The organism is Paraburkholderia phymatum STM815, from assembly GCF_000020045.1.
GTDB classification, from domain to species: Bacteria; Pseudomonadota; Gammaproteobacteria; order Burkholderiales; family Burkholderiaceae; genus Paraburkholderia; species Paraburkholderia phymatum.
On record NC_010625.1, the window covers coordinates 1,178,547 to 1,193,095 of the forward strand.

At 63.8% G+C, this 14,549-nt stretch carries 12 protein-coding genes; 4 read left to right on the plus strand and 8 right to left on the minus strand.

Annotated elements, in window-relative coordinates:
- Positions 1–49: 49 nt before the first annotated feature.
- The 3 genes from BPHY_RS32820 to BPHY_RS32830 all read right to left on the minus strand — a co-directional run bounded on the left by BPHY_RS32820 (position 50) and on the right by BPHY_RS32830 (position 3,715).
- On the minus strand, positions 50–1,324 hold the full coding sequence (locus BPHY_RS32820) for an NAD(P)/FAD-dependent oxidoreductase (protein WP_012405779.1): 1,275 nt from the start codon (positions 1,322–1,324) through the stop codon (positions 50–52).
- Positions 1,325–1,364: 40 nt separating this feature from the next.
- Positions 1,365–2,033 (minus strand): haloacid dehalogenase type II, encoded by a 669-nt coding sequence (locus tag BPHY_RS32825; protein WP_012405780.1) that lies wholly within the window; start codon positions 2,031–2,033, stop codon positions 1,365–1,367.
- A gap of 203 nt (positions 2,034–2,236) precedes the next feature.
- Positions 2,237–3,715 carry an aldehyde dehydrogenase family protein gene (locus BPHY_RS32830; RefSeq protein ID WP_012405781.1) on the minus strand — a complete coding sequence of 493 codons (1,479 nt, stop codon included), beginning with the start codon at positions 3,713–3,715 and terminating at the stop codon, positions 2,237–2,239.
- A gap of 212 nt (positions 3,716–3,927) precedes the next feature.
- Here BPHY_RS32830 and BPHY_RS32835 point away from each other — a divergent pair, with 212 nt between their 5' ends.
- Positions 3,928–4,824, plus strand: coding sequence for a GNAT family N-acetyltransferase (locus BPHY_RS32835; protein WP_012405782.1), 897 nt, complete (start codon positions 3,928–3,930; stop codon positions 4,822–4,824).
- A 70-nt stretch (positions 4,825–4,894) separates the two neighbouring features.
- On the opposite strand, the gene BPHY_RS32840 is transcribed toward BPHY_RS32835, so the two are convergent.
- Positions 4,895–6,268: an MFS transporter gene (locus BPHY_RS32840; RefSeq protein ID WP_012405783.1), complete on the minus strand. Its 1,374-nt coding sequence runs from the start codon at positions 6,266–6,268 to the stop codon at positions 4,895–4,897.
- A 283-nt stretch (positions 6,269–6,551) separates the two neighbouring features.
- Between BPHY_RS32840 and BPHY_RS32845 the strand changes: the two genes are divergently transcribed.
- Positions 6,552–7,067, plus strand: coding sequence for a GNAT family N-acetyltransferase (locus tag BPHY_RS32845; protein ID WP_012405784.1), 516 nt, complete (start codon positions 6,552–6,554; stop codon positions 7,065–7,067).
- A 15-nt stretch (positions 7,068–7,082) separates the two neighbouring features.
- Here the strand turns inward: BPHY_RS32845 and BPHY_RS32850 are convergent, their stop codons facing one another.
- From BPHY_RS32850 to BPHY_RS32860, 3 genes are all read right to left on the minus strand, one after another.
- Complete coding sequence (locus tag BPHY_RS32850; RefSeq protein ID WP_012405785.1) at positions 7,083–7,934, minus strand: alpha/beta fold hydrolase; 852 nt, start codon at positions 7,932–7,934, stop codon at positions 7,083–7,085.
- A gap of 161 nt (positions 7,935–8,095) precedes the next feature.
- Complete coding sequence (locus BPHY_RS32855; protein WP_012405786.1) at positions 8,096–9,337, minus strand: cystathionine gamma-synthase family protein; 1,242 nt, start codon at positions 9,335–9,337, stop codon at positions 8,096–8,098.
- A 114-nt stretch (positions 9,338–9,451) separates the two neighbouring features.
- A complete protein-coding gene (locus BPHY_RS32860; protein WP_012405787.1) occupies positions 9,452–9,868 on the minus strand; it encodes a cupin domain-containing protein in 417 nt (138 codons plus the stop codon).
- A 181-nt stretch (positions 9,869–10,049) separates the two neighbouring features.
- On the opposite strand from BPHY_RS32860, the gene BPHY_RS32865 reads away from it, so the two are divergent.
- A complete protein-coding gene (locus tag BPHY_RS32865; RefSeq protein ID WP_012405788.1) occupies positions 10,050–10,646 on the plus strand; it encodes a molybdopterin-dependent oxidoreductase in 597 nt (198 codons plus the stop codon).
- Here BPHY_RS32865 and BPHY_RS32870 read toward each other — a convergent pair.
- A complete protein-coding gene (locus tag BPHY_RS32870) occupies positions 10,585–11,571 on the minus strand; it encodes a pseudouridine-5'-phosphate glycosidase (protein ID WP_012405789.1) in 987 nt (328 codons plus the stop codon). The two genes, BPHY_RS32865 and BPHY_RS32870, sit on opposite strands and share 62 nt — an antisense overlap.
- Positions 11,572–11,768: 197 nt before the next feature.
- On the opposite strand from BPHY_RS32870, the gene BPHY_RS32875 reads away from it, so the two are divergent.
- Positions 11,769–14,513: an MGH1-like glycoside hydrolase domain-containing protein gene (locus BPHY_RS32875; RefSeq protein ID WP_012405790.1), complete on the plus strand. Its 2,745-nt coding sequence runs from the start codon at positions 11,769–11,771 to the stop codon at positions 14,511–14,513.
- Positions 14,514–14,549 lie beyond the last annotated feature (36 nt).

Consider the following 14,549-nt stretch of genomic DNA (forward strand, 5'->3'; position numbering starts at 1 on the left):
TCGGGCTGTCTTTGGCATGCCTGGTTAGAAACAACGTCGATAAGCAACGTCAGTAGAAAATGTCTTTGATCTGGTAGTACGCGCCGACAAGCGGCAAGAACCACGGCTTGCCCGTGTGTCCCGGAATCGCGGGCCAGTCGAAATCGCGCCAGGGGTTCGCGGCCGCATTGCCGCCGATCACATCGGCCATCACCTGGCCCATGTGCGTCGACATCTGCGTGCCGTGTCCGCTGTAGCCCATCGAAAAATAGATGCCGTCGTGCTGACCGGCGCGCGGCAGACGGTCCGCCGTGATATCGACGAGGCCGCCCCAGCAATAGTCGATGCGCGCCTGCGCGAGGGCAGGAAACGTCTGCGTGAGATTTGCCTGCAGAATGCGGCCGCTCTTCGCATCCGACGGCTGCTCGGAAGCCGTGAAGCGTGCACGTCCGCCGAACAGCAGCCGCGAGTCCGACGTCACGCGGAAATAGTTGTGCATCAGGCGGCTCGTCGTGTACGAACGGCGCATCGGCAGCAGACGCGCGAGCTGGTCGGCTGGCAACGGCTCCGTCACGACGATGAACGAACCGACGGGCGCGAGCCTGCGCCGGTACCAGCCGAACGGCCCATGCCGCGACGGCCCCGTCGCGATCAACACCTGGTGCGCGCGCAGCGTACCGCGCGCCGATTCGATCCGGTAGGCGCCGCGGTCCTTTTCGATCAGCGTGACGGCTGCATGCTCGAACAGCCGCGCGCCATTGCGCACTGCCGCGTGCGCGAGCCCCGCCGCGAACCTGCCCATATGCATCTGACCGCCGCGCTTTTGCAGCAGCCCGCCGAAGAAACTGTCCGACTCGACCTCGCTGCGAATGCGCTCGCGCGCGATGATCTCCACGTCGGGATCGACTTCGCGGCGAATGAGCTCGGCTGTCTGCTCGAGGTGCGCGAGATGATGCGGCTTCGCGGCAAGCTTCAGCTTGCCCGATGCGAGATAGTCGCAATCGATCTGCTCGTCGCGGATCAACCGCTCGACGGTATCGACGGCGGCTGCATACGCGCGATAGCAGCCCTGCGCACGCTCGACGCCCAGTTGTGCGCGCAGCGCCGCATAGTCCTGCGCGACGCCCGTGTTGCACTGGCCGCCGTTGCGGCCCGAAGCGCCGCCGCCGATGCGCCCGGCATCGAGCACCGTCACCGAGGCGCCCCGTTTGCCGAGCGCGAGGGCGGCGGACAAGCCCGTGAAGCCGCCGCCGATCACGGCGACGTCGACATAGCCTTCGACGGGTCCCTCGCTCGCCGGCATGCCGGCGGGCGCGGTGTCGAGCCAGTAGGAGTCGAGTTTCATCGGGTGTCCTTGCGCGCGTGTGGACGTTGGCGTGGGCGTATCAGAGACCGAGTTGCGTTGCGAGGTCGCCAATCGTGTCGACTTCGTAGTACTCGTAGTACGGCGTGCCCGGCTCGTGGCCGCGTTTGACGAAAGCCTTGTGCCTGATGCCCATGTCGTGCGCCGTCATCAGGTCGTAACGCAGACTCGACGACACGTGCAGCACGTCGCCCGGATTGCAGTTGAGCTGGTCGAACATGTACTCGAAGCCCTGCATGCGCGGCTTGTACGATTGCGCCTGCTGCGCGGTGAACACACGATGGAACGGCGCACCGAGCTTGTCGACGTTGCTCTGAATCTGATCGTTCGACGCGTTCGACAGAATCACGAGCTTGTACTTCTTCGCAAGACGCGAGAGGCCTTCCGGCACATCGGGATGCGGCCCCCAGGTCGGCACGGCCAGATAGAATTTTTCTGCTTCCGCTTCATTGAACTCGACGTTCATGCGCTTGCAGGTGCGGCGGACGGCATTGACGATCACGTCGCGGTACGGCTTCCATGCGCCAAGCACTTCGTCGCGGCGATAACCGGCGAAGAACGCGACGAAGCGCTCCAGCTCGGCGCCGTGCAGGCGGTCGGCGTAGAGTTCGCGGGCCATGTCGGCCATGCGGAACTTCGTCAGCGTGCCGTAGCAGTCGAACGTGATGTACTTCGGCTCGAAATCGATCATGGTGTCAGTCCTATCTTGTTGTGAACCCACGCGAGGTTCAGTGGCGGAACAGGAAAACGCATCCCTGCGGAAAATTTAACCAGTGCAAAAAGGTCCGATGTCGCTGATTCGAGTGGCTCGCGCGATACAAACCACGCGTTTTGAGGGGCATCGGCAGCAGACTATGCGGCGCCGTTTCATCGCTATCGCGTCGGTGGCATTCGTCAGACGCGCGCGTCGATCAGCACGCTCTTGAAGCGCAGGTTCGCTTCGTAAGCCTGCCGGCCAAGATCCTTGCCGATGCCCGAACGCTTGTAGCCGCCCGTCGGAATCATGAAGTCGCTGGTGCGTCCGTAGCGGTTCACCCAGACCGTACCCGCCTCGATGCCGCGCACCATGCGCAGCGCGCGGCCCAGATCGGCCGTATGCACGCCGGCGGCAAGGCCGTAGTCGGGATGCGCGGCTAGCGCGAGCGCTTCGTCTTCCGTGTCGAAGGTCTGCAAGGTCAGCACGGGGCCGAAGATCTCGTCACGCACAGCGTCTGTCTGCGGCGTGACGTGCGTGAGCAGCGTCGGCGCGTAGAAGGCGCCCGGCGTCGCCGCATCCGCGCGATGGCCGCCGCAGCGCAAGCTCGCGCCGCTCGCGATGCTGCGCCCGACGATCGCCTCGATCCGCGCCGCCTGCGGCTCCGAGATGATCGGCGGCAGCGTCGTATCGGGCGACCAGGTTGCGCCCGCCCTCGGTTCGCTGAAAAGGCGCTGGATGCGTTCGGCAAGTTCGTCCGCGATCGGCCGCTCGACCAGCAGCCGCGACCCCGCGACGCAGACCTGCCCCGCATTGCCCGTAATCGCGCCGGCGATGCGAGCCGCCACGTCGTCGAGACGCGGCGCATCGGCGAAGACGATCTGGGGGCTCTTGCCGCCCAGTTCGAGCGTGACGGGCTTGGTGCCCGTTTCGGCGCACGCCGCCATGATCGCCGCGCCCGTGCGCGTCGATCCCGTGAAGGTCACCTTCGCCATGCGCGGGTGACGCACGAGCGCATCGCCCGTGGTGCGGCCGTCTCCTTGCACGACGTTGAAGATGCCGGGCGGCACGCCCGCTTCGACGGCGAGTTCGGCCAGCCGCAATGCGGAAAACGGCGTCATCTCCGAAGGCTTCAGCACGACGGCGTTGCCCGCCGCAAGCGCAGGCGCGATCTTCCACGACGCCATCACAAGCGGGAAATTCCACGGCGCGATCGCGCCGATCACGCCATACGGTTCGGCGATCGTCATGCCGAGATGATCGTGATCGGTCGCGGCGACGTCGCCGCCGATCTTGTCGGCGAACTCCGCATAGAAGCGGATGCCTTCCGCCGTGAACGGCACGTCCCAGTTGAAGGCGTCGCGGATGGGCCGCGTCGAGCCGAGCGCTTCTAGCGGCGCTAGCGTGTGGACATCGGCGGCAACGAGACGGGCGAAGCGGCGCAGTACGCGCGCCCGTTCGCGCGGCGCGATGCGCGCCCAGCCGCTCGTCCGAAAAGCCGTCCATGCGTTCTGCACCGCGCGGTCGACAAGTTCGGCATCGGCGATGGGCACCGACGCGTAGACAGCGCCGTCCGACGGACGCGCGACCTCGATGCGCGGTCCGTGCACATCGACGTATTCGCCGCCGATAAAATGTCCGCTGCGCACGTTGATCGTCGCGGGATCGAATCGGTCCATTTGCGTAAGTCCTCGATTGCCTTCGATGCTGCAAATCGTAGGCTCGCCGCCACCGCATATTTCACCGACAAAAAAGCGCACACAGCACAATTCGCGCGTTCTCGCCGCCCGAACTCCGCGTTTTGCAGCGCATCATGATTGAGTCGGCATGCGCATCGCGCGATAGAAGGATCGTCCTAGTCGTGCGCGCGATACGGTGAGAGAGTGACGGTATGTGTCTTCAGAATGAGGAGGCCGGCGTGTCCGACCCAAACAAGAACGGCATGATCGACTACCGCCCTTTCACCTCCGACGACATCGCGGCAGGGCATGCGCTGTCGACTGCCGTCAGATGGCGGCATCGTCCCGATGACTGGCGCTTTGCGGCACGCCTCGGGCAAGGCTTCGTCGCGCAGGATGCAAGCGGCGTGATCGGTACCGCTCTGGCATGGCGCTTCGGACGCGAAGCCGCGACGCTCGGCATGATGATCGTCGCGCCCGAGCATCAGCGGCGCGGCGTGGGGCGCAAGCTACTCGAACTGTTGATCGACGAACTCGGCCCGCGCACGCTGCTGATTCACGCGAGCCCCGCGGGCGAATCGCTCTGCAAGCAGCTCGGCTTTCGAAGCATCGGCAAGATCCATCAGCATCAGGGCGCGGCGTTTCAGCCACCCCTCGTGTCACTGCCGCCAGGCGAGCGGCTGCGTCCGCTGGGCGTCAACGATGCGCCGCGCCTCGTCGAACTGGCGTCGCGCGCGAGCGGGCTGGATCGCAGCGAGCTGTTGCCGGCACTGCTCGATATCGCAAGCGGCATCGCACTCGACCGCGACGGCGAACTGATCGGCTTCGCGCTCTTCAGGCGCTTCGGCGACGGGCATGTGATCGGCCCCGTCGTCGCGCCGGGCTCGCCGGATGCGAGCCGCGCAAAAGCGCTCATCAGCCACTGGCTCGCGCTGAATGCGGGCATGTTCGTGCGGATCGACACGCCTGCCGAGTCCGGCCTTTCGTCGTGGCTCGAAGGGCTTGGGCTGCCGCATGTCGACAGCATCGAAAAGATGATGCGCAATGGACCGCTTCCCGCCGATCCGCAGTTGAAGCAGTTTGCGCTGACGAGTCAGGCGGTGTGGTAACGCCGGCCGTCAACGCAAGCATGCCCGCGGCGCCCGAAGGCGACGCGGGCATGCATGGCGCCGTGCAGACTTACTTCAATTCGACGCGCTTGATCTCGCCGACGATCACCAGGTAGCTGATGATCGCGACCAATGCGTTGCACGCGACGAACACCAGTGCGCCGCTGAACGAGCCCGTCGCCTTGACGATATAGCCGATGATGATCGGCGTCGTGATGGCCGCGATGTTGCCGAACGTGTTGAACATGCCGCCGCTCAGACCCGCGATCTGCTTCGGCGACGTATCCGCGACCACCGCCCAGCCGAGCGCGCCGAGGCCCTTGCCGAAGAACGCGAACGCCATGATCGCAACGACGACGGCCGACGAGTCGACATAGTTGCACGCGATCATGCTGGTCGAAAGCAGCATGCCGACGACGATCGGCACCTTGCGCGCGACCGTCAGCGAACATCCCTTGCGGATCAGGAAGTCGGAGAAGATGCCGCCGAGCACACCGCCCACGAATCCGCACACGGCCGGCAACGCGGCCACGAAGCCCGCGTTGAGAATGGACATGCCGCGTTCCTTGACGAGATACACGGGGAACCATGTCAGGAAGAAATACGTGAGCGTCGTGATGCAGTACTGGCCGATATACACGCCGAGCAGCATCCGGTTGCTCAGCAGCTGCTTGACGTACGACAGTTTCGGCGCTTCGCTCGCGCTTTGCGTCGTGCCCGCCTGCGCAGCGGCATCATCTGCGATCGCCGCCTTGTTGGGCCGGTCCATGTCGATAAGCGCGCCGCCTTCTGTGATATGGGCGAGTTCGGCGGGGCTGATGCGCGGGTGATCCTTCGGGCTGTGCACCGTCTTCATCCAGACGAAGCTCACGACGATGCCCACGGCGCCCATGAAGTAGAACACGTAGGGCCAGCCGAAGCGGTGCGTGACCCAGCCCATGATCGGCGCGAACAGCACTGTCGCGAAATATTGCGCGGAATTGAAAATGGCCGATGCCGTGCCACGCTCGGCGGCGGGAAACCACGAGGCCACGATGCGGCCATTGGCGGGGAACGATGGCGCCTCGCTGAAGCCCACCATGAAGCGCAGCACGAACAGCGTCGTGACGGCGACGGACACACTCAGAAAGCTCACGGTGCCCTGCAATACCGTAAACAGCGACCAGATGAAAATGCTGGCGGCGTAGACGCGTTTCGAACCGAAGCGGTCGAGCAGCCAGCCGCCCGGCAACTGGCCGATCACATACGACCAGCCAAACGCGGAAAAGATGAAGCCCATCGCGACCGCGTCCAGACCGAGATCTTTCGACATCGACGTACCTGCCATCGACAGCGTCGCGCGGTCCGCATAGTTGATGGCCGTGACGAGGAACAACATCGCGACGATCCCGTAACGGATGCGCGTTCTCCGCTCGGCGGTCACGCCTTGCACTACGTTGGCCATAAAATGTCTCCCCCTCGAATCAGCGTCTTGCCGGCAAGATTTCGCAACCGGCGGCGCAAGCGTGCGCCGCCTCATAGGTTGTCTGACGACATCATCGAACTCTGTACCAATATTTGCAATCCGGCGTTTACCCTGGCGGATTCATTGCGCGGCGCGTGGACGCTGCGCTGCGTTTTGCCCACCCACGGGATGTGCTTCCGTTCTAACAGTTGTACGACGACGTACCTCGCGGGACTTTTTGAAATGGCACGGGCGGATAGGGGGCGTGCCTTAAAATCGCGCGATGGAAACCGCCCGCCCGACCATTCGCCTGTTATCGGCCAGCGATGCGCCTGCCTACGCGTCGCTGCGGCTGAGCGCAATCGACGAGGCGCCCGGGTCGTTCCTGTCGACGCGCGACGAAGAAGCCAAGCGGTCGATCGATGAAATCGAGGCGCGCATCTGTTCGACGGCGAATCAGGTGGTGTTCGGCGCGTTTGCGGGCGACCGGCTCGTTGCCGTGGCGGGGCTGCGGCGGTATCCGTTGCGCCCTGTGCTGCAAAAGGGATTCCTGTGGGGGCTGTTCGTCGTGCAGGAGCATCGACGGAGCGGCATTGCGCGGAGTCTGATCGCGGCCGCCGTCCATCAGGCCCGCGCGATGGGCCTCGCGCAGATCACGCTCAATGCGGGCGTCGACAATGCCCGTGCGATCGCGCTTTACCGGTCGGCGGGCTTCGAAACAGTGGAAGACGAACCGTGCGCCGGCGAGATCGACGACGATGCCGATCGCGAAGTCGAGATGGTGTTGCGGCTGGGTTGAGTGGCTTTCATGCCGTCAGTTGTCGATGAACGACTGCAGCATGCGGTTGAACGCGGCGGGATTCGCAACGTTCATGCCGTGCGACGCGCCCGTTATCGTGCCCCGCTCCGCGCGGTAGATCCAGCCTTCCAGACTATCGACATTGTTGCGGAACATGCGCGGGCTCTTTTGTCCGTCGATCAGCAGCGTCCGGCAGGTCACGTCGGCCGCCGCTTCTCGCGAATAGGCCGGCAACGGATCGAGAAACTGCTTGGGGAGCGTGCTGGCGTTGTCGATCGCCATCATGCGGAAGGCGTCCGTGCTCTTGCGCCATGCGCCGGGCGCGCTGACGGAATCGACGAACAGTTCGAGCCCCGGCTCGACCACGCCCTCCTCGATCATGGCCGCCACTTTGGCGCGCAGCGCATTCATCGGCGACGGCAGCGACGCTTCGCGCATGCCGTCGAGTTGCAGCGGGCCGCCAGGATCGGCGAGCGTCAGGCTTTTGACGAGACGAGGATATTCGCGTGCCAGTTGAAACGCGACGCATCCGCCGCGCGAATGCCCGACCAGATGCACAGGGCCGAGATCCAGTGCAACGACGAACTCCGCCAGTTCGGCGACGTGAACCTGCCAGCCGAAATCATTCTGGATGCAGGCCTCGGCGGCGGGCCAATAGTGGCTGAGACTGGGCGCGATGCAGCGCAAGTGCGCCGAAAGCGGCGCGATCTGCGCGTCCCAATAGCGGAAATCGCACAGCGAGCCGTGCACGAACACGACCGGCTCGCCCGCGCCGCGCTCGACATACGGGATGCAAATGCCCGATGCGACAGTCGCGAAACTCAGCTGGGGATCGGCCAGCAATGAGTGATCGGTTCGCATGTTCATTGCAATCACAGCCTCGTAGATATCGTGGTGTGACTACTATGCAGGATTATCTGGCGTAAGAAAAACGCGTAATTCGGATCGAAGCGTTCAGGTTTTCTGATAGCAGCGCGAGGCGAGGCGCGGTTCACTGGCCGCCTCCCCGCTTCCATCAACGGCGCAGGCTAACCTGCAAACTGCAGCGCCTGAGAGAAATCGGCGATCAGATCGTCGATATCTTCGATGCCCGCGGACAGCCGCAACATGCCGTCGGAGATGCCCATCGCCTTGCGTGTTTCCGGCCCCGCCTCGAAAAAGATCGTCGGCGCGACGGGAATGATCAGTGTGCGCGTGTCGGCGAGACCGGTTGCCTTGATAGGCAGCTTCAGCGCGTTGACGACTTCCACCATGCGCTGCGCGTCGCGCAATTCGAACGACAGGAGCCATGACGCGCTCTTGAACAGCGCTTGCGCGATGTGATATTGCGGATGGCTCTTCAGCCCTGGATAAAACACCTTGCCAACCGCTTGGTGTCCTTCCAGGAACTGCGCGAGGGCAAGCGCGTTGTCGCTGCTTTGCTTCACCCGCAACGCGAGCGTTTCCGCGCCCATCGCAATCGAGTGCGCCTGCTCGGAAGACAACGACGCCCCCATGTCGCGCAGGCCTTTCTTGCGAATCTGCAGCAGACCCTGCTCTTTCGGCGCCGAACGCCGGTAGTCGTCCGCGATGTTCGGATACGCGCTCCAGTCGAACAGGCCCGTGTCGGTGACCGCGCCGCCAAGCGCGGCGCCGTGACCCGCAATCGTCTTCGTCAGCGAGTTGATGACGAGCGTCGCGCCGACCGCCTTAGGCTTGAACAATGCTGCAGAGGTAATCGTGTTGTCGACGACATAGACGAGGCCGCGCTCGCGGCATACGTCACCGATACCCTGCAAGTCCGGAATCTGCGTGCCCGGATTCGCAATGGTTTCGACGAACACCATGCGCGTATTCGGCCGGATCGCGTTCTTCACATTGTCGACATCGCATGTATCGACAGTCGTGACTTCCACGCCGAACATTCGCAACGTGCCCAGCAGGCTATTGGTGTTGCCGAAGACGTAACGGCTCGATATGAGGTGATCGCCCGCACGCAGGAGCGTCAGGAAGGTCGCTGTGATCGCGGCCATGCCCGTGCTGAAGCAGACGGTGCCGATGCCGTCTTCGAGGCCCGTGATCTTGCGCTCGAGCGCGGCCGTCGTGGGGGTCCCCTGCCGCGCGTAATTGAAGCCGCCCTTTTTCGTGCCCTGGAATACGCCGATCAGATCCTCGACGCGCTCGAAGCCATATTGCACGGACGTGTGAATCGGCTGATGCACGCCGCCGTGCTCGCTACCCGTGACTCTGTCGCCATGAACGATGGCTGTGGTGAGTCCTTGCTTGTCCATCCCTTCTCCGTTCTTCAAGTCGAATATCGCGGGTCATTATCGCCGCAAACAGACGGGGCCAGGATATTCGGCGCACTGCCGGCCGGCTCGAGCGTGCGCGGCGAGATCGGGAGCTCACTCGTCCCGCGCCGGATCGTAGGGCACCACCTGCTCACGCTCGTCGGGATGATTGCGCGCCACGATAGCGCGCGCAGCCGTCGTCGTGCTCAGATTGAAAGGCTGATGCGGCACGCCGGGTGGGATGAACAGAAAGTCGCCGGCTTCCGTAACGACCGACGCGCGCAGCCCCGGCCCGTAACGTGTTTCGACGCGGCCCTCCAGCACGTAGATGCCCGTCTCGTAACCAGAATGAACATGTGGCTCCGCATGTCCGCCCGGCGGCACCACGACGAGATGCATCGACAGCGCTTGCGCGCCCGCCGTCGTGCCCGAAATGCCGACGAAGTACGGCAGGCGCTGCGTCGTGGCGATCTCGCGGTCGGGATGCACGACGACGACTTGCATGCGTTCGCGCTGTGAATCGTCTTTCATATGCGACCCTCCGTTCGATGGGCGGCTGAATCACAAACGATTTTACGCCGTGCGTTCACGGCGAATCGATAGCTTGCGCCTGTTCCTGAAGCGTTCGCTGAACGGGCGGCAGACATCGTGGATACGGTTCGGCGGTGTATAAGGGTCGAAGACGTGCCCACAATCAGCGGAGCCATCGAACATGAATAAACGTCAGTTCCTCACCCGCGCCGCTGTACTCGGCGCCAGCGTCACGCCCGCGTTCGGCGCCGGGAATGCGAAACCCGCCGCATGCGCGGCGGCCCCCGCGATCCTCACCGTGTCGGGCGCGGTCAAGCATACGAACCGCGGGCCGCTCGATCCTGCCTTCGACCCTCTGATGACGAAGCAGCTCGTCAAGTTCGCGTCGGCCCGCACGTTCGACTATCCGTCGATCGCAAGCCTGCCCGCGGTGACGATCAAACCGACCGTCGAATACGACGCGAAGCAGCACACGCTGAGCGGCCCGCTGCTCGCAAACGTACTCGAGAAAGCTGGCGTGCCGGGCGCCGGCGACACGAAAGTTTCGTTGCGCGCGGTCGACGGCTATGCCGTGCTCACGACGCTCGACAACATCCGCGCATGGCGCTTCATTGTCGCGACGCAGATGGACGGCAAACCGATGCCGCTCGGCGGGCTCGGTCCGCTTTGGGCGATCTACGATGCCGACAACATCCCCGAACTTGCTGCAAAGCCGCTCAAGGACCGCTTCGTATTGTGTCCGTGGGGGCTTTATCAGATTCAGGTGAGCGAGGCGTAGAAGCAGCGGCCAGCGCTAGCGCGAGTTTCGTACCGACCTCCGCGTTGTGCCGGATCAGCGCGATGTTAGTGGCAAGGCTGCGTCCGCCCGTCAGCGCCTTGATGCGCGCGAGCAGAAAGGGCGTCACCGCCTTGCCGCTGATGCCCTGTGCGGCCGCCTCGTCGAGCGCCTGGCGGGTCATGCTGTCGATCTCATCGGAAGGCATGGCGGCTGCGGCCGGCACGGGTGTACTCAACAGCACGCCGCCCGCCAGGCCAAGGTCCCACTTGGCACGGATGAAGCGCGCCTGCTCCGAAGGATCGTCGATCCGATAATCCGCGCGAAAGCCGCTATCGCGCGTGTAGAACGCAGCGAAATTGTCCTGCTCGCAACTGAGCACGGGCACGCCAAGCGTTTCCAGATATTCCAGCGTCAGCCCGATATCGAGAATCGATTTCGCGCCCGCACACACCACCGCCACCGACGTCTTCGCCAGTTCCTGCAGATCGGCGGAAATGTCGAACGTCTCCGGCGCGCCGCGATGCACGCCGCCGATGCCGCCCGTCACGAATACTTCGACGCCGGCCAGCGCCGCGCAAATCATCGTGCCCGCAACCGTCGTTGCGCCGAGTCCGCCGCCCGTCAGCACGGCGGGCAAGTCGCGGCGGCTGACCTTGTGGACGTCGGGCGAGCGGCCGATCAATTCGAGTTCGTCGTCCGAGAGTCCAATGCGGATTCGCCCGCCGATCACGGCGATCGTCGCGGGCTCCGCGCCCAGATCGCGGATCACCGTCTCCACTTCGCGCGCGGTACGCACGTTCTGCGGATACGGCATGCCATGAGCGATGATCGTCGACTCCAGTGCCACGAGAGGGCGGCCAGCCGCCTGTGCGGCGGCCACGGAGTCGCTAAAGGTCAGCCAGTTGCGTGCGGGATTCGCATTCATGTCGGTGTCTGTCCGCGGATGAGTGGCACAAGTATCGCTTACCGATGCAGGTCGTACGATAGATTCGCCCCCGAATCGCCACGCGACGCGATGACGCCTATCATCATGATTCCGTCGCGCGTACCGCATTCGCGACGGAAAAGCACAGGCGTTCACACGCAGACGTATCGGACGACCGGTCCCGCCCGGGAGGTGCCATGCAGCCGTTAAGCGCAATCAATCTGCTTCAGTCGAAGGAAGGTTCGCGCCTTCATGGTCCTGACCTCGCGCGCTGGCGGCGCTGGGGACCGTATCTGAGCGACCGGCAATGGGGCACCGTGCGCGAGGATTACAGCGAGCACGGCACCGCGTGGGACTACTTTCCGCACGATCATGCGCGCAGCCGCATGTACCGTTGGGGCGAGGACGGCATCGCAGGGTTCGGCAACGATCCGCTTGACTGGTGCGTGTCGCTCGCGCTCTGGAATGGACGCGATCCCATCATCAAGGAGCGGCTCTTCGGTTTGACGAACGCGCAGGGCAATCACGGCGAGGACGTGAAGGAGCTTTACTTCTACGTCGACGGCACGCCGACGCATTCGTACATGAAGATGCTCTACAAGTATCCGCACGATGCGTATCCATACCAGGATCTGATCGACGAAAACGCACGGCGCGGCGCGGATCAGCCCGAGTACGAGGTGCTCGATACAGGCGTGTTCGACGACCACCGCTACTTCGACGTCTGGATCGAATACGCGAAGCACACGCCCGACGACGTCGTGATGCGCGTCACCGTCGAGAACCGCTCCACGCAGCGCGCCACGCTGCATCTATTGCCGCATTTCTGGGCGCGCAATCGTTGGGCATGGTCAGGCAAGCCCGGCAAGCCTTCGCTGACACTCGAACACGATGCCGCCGAAGGCGCGCGCGTCGTCGCGCGCAATCCGTCGCTCGGCACGATGATCGTGACCGCGTCGGCGCAACAGCCGATCGAATGGCTCTTCTGCGAAAACGAAACCAACGTGCGTCGCCTGTTCGGCATCGAAGGCGAAGGGCCGTTCAAGGACGGCTTCAACGATTATCTGGTGAATGGCGACGAGCGCGCGGTCCGGCGCGACAAGGGCACGCGCGCCGCAGCGCATGCGGTGCTCGACCTCGCTGCGCATGAACAGGCCGTGGTGCATCTGCGCTGGCGCCCCGACACGTCAGCCGACGCGGCGCCGCTCGACTTACCTGCCCTCTTTGCGCGCCGCCAGGCGGAGGCGGACGAATTCTATGCCGCGCTTCAGCACGATATCGCCGACCCCGACGCGCGCCTCGTGCAGCGCCAGGCGCTCGCGGGCATGCTATGGAGCAAGCAGTATTACCAGTTCGACGTGACGCGCTGGCATGACGGCGATCCGGGCCAACCCATGCCGCCGAAAGACCGCAGACGTGGCCGCAACGCCGACTGGCGACACATGTGCAACGGCGACATCGTGTCGATGCCCGACAAGTGGGAATACCCGTGGTATGCGTCGTGGGATCTCGCGTTTCATGCCGTCGCCTTCGCGATGATCGATCCCGACTTCGCGAAGAATCAGCTGCAGTTGCTCGTGAAGGAACGCTACATGCATCCGAACGGGCAACTGCCCGCGTACGAATGGGCGTTCGGCGACGCAAATCCGCCCGTGCATGCGTGGGCCACGTGGCGCGTGTACGAACTCGATCGCGAAGTGACGGGCGTCGGCGATCACGAGTTCCTCGAAGTGATGTTTCATAAGCTGCTGCTCAACTTCTCGTGGTGGGTCAACCGCAAGGACGCCGACGATCGCAACATCTTCCAGGGCGGCTTCCTCGGGCTCGACAACATCGGCATCTTCGATCGCTCTTCCCCGTTGCCGACGGGCGGTCGCATCGATCAGGCAGACGGCACGGCATGGATGGCGTCATACGCGCTCGACCTGATGCAGATCGGACTCGAACTCGCGATGACGAATACTGCCTACGTCGAAATCGCAGTGAAGTTCTTCGAGCACTTTCTGTATATCGCGGAAGCGGTGAGTTGCGGCGAGGTCTGCAATACAGGGCTATGGGACGGACGCGACGAATTCTTCTATGACGTGCTGCATCTTCCCGATGGAACGCGTGTGCCGATGCGGATACGTTCTATCGTCGGACTGATCCCGCTGTTCGCCGTGCACGTGCTGGATGAACAGGTGCACGGTCATCTGCCCGGATTGCGCGAACGGCTCGCGTGGTTTCTCGATCACCGGCCGAATCTCGCGCGGCTCGTGTCGCGTTGGACGGAACCGGGCAAAGGCAACACGACATTGCTTTCGCTCTTGCGCGGGCACCGGATGAAAGCGCTGCTCAAGCGCGCGCTGGCCGAAAACGAGTTCCTGTCGGACTATGGTGTGCGCGCACTGTCGCGCGTGCATCTCGACGAACCCTATCTGTTCGATCATGAAGGCGTGCGTGTCTGCATCCAGTACCAACCCGCCGAATCGGAATCGCGCGTGTTCGGGGGCAATTCCAACTGGCGGGGACCGGTGTGGATGCCCGTCAACTATCTGCTGATCGAATCGCTCTACGAGTTTCATCGATACTACGGCGACGAATTTCGCATCGAGCATCCAACGGGGTCGGGCCACTGCGCTTCGCTCAGTGAAGTCGCCGACGATCTCGCCCGGCGGGTCACGACGCTGTTTCTGAAAGACGAGCACGGCGTGCGGCCCGTGATGGCCGCCTATCCGATGCTGCAAGCCGACCCACGCTCGCAGGATTTGATCCTGTTCCATGAATACTTTCACGGCGACAACGGGCGCGGCGTCGGCGCTTCGCACCAGACGGGCTGGACGGGACTGGTCGCGCTGCTGCTGCAACCGCGCCTGATGAAACTGTCCCACATGACGCCCGATACGATGCCCGACGCAGCGCACATGGCGGAAGAAACCGTCGCCGCGGCGATGGCGCGTTAGCGTTTCCTTTCAGCGGTTGGACTCTTCGTCACTGTC